The organism is Bremerella sp. JC817 (genome assembly GCF_040718835.1).
In the GTDB taxonomy this organism is placed as follows: domain Bacteria; phylum Planctomycetota; class Planctomycetia; order Pirellulales; family Pirellulaceae; genus Bremerella.
Genome location: NZ_JBFEFG010000129.1, coordinates 1 through 344, shown reverse-complemented (window position 1 = coordinate 344; position 344 = coordinate 1). Strand labels below are relative to the sequence as shown.

The 344-nt window shown below is 68.0% G+C and carries 1 protein-coding gene; it reads left to right on the top strand.

What is annotated here, in order from left to right; translation table 11 throughout:
- The coding region (locus AB1L30_RS00585; protein WP_367011409.1) for a hypothetical protein at positions 1-344 on the top strand (344 nt) is incomplete at both ends.

The window sequence follows — 344 nt, the reverse complement described above, 5'->3', positions numbered from 1 at the left end:
TGAATCTCTCCTCCGCCTGGACCGGGCGGCCGACGATCTCCGTGCCCGACTCATCCGCACCGAGGACACTGGAGCCCCGGACGACCTGCTCGATCGCCTCGCTTCGTTCTCCGACGCCGTCGGAGAGGTCAGGCGGTCGTTCTCGGGAAGCCTCGCCCGTCGCCTCCCGAACGCCTCCGACGAATTATTCAGCACACTCTGGAACGATGAATCGCGGGACCGACTTCGATGCCCCGCCGAGCTCGAACTCCGGGGCCAGGATGCCCGGGAAGACCAGCCGACCCGGCGGCTCGACGCCTTCGGCCAGCGCCTTGCCGCCCTACTGCACGCGCAACGACTCGTTG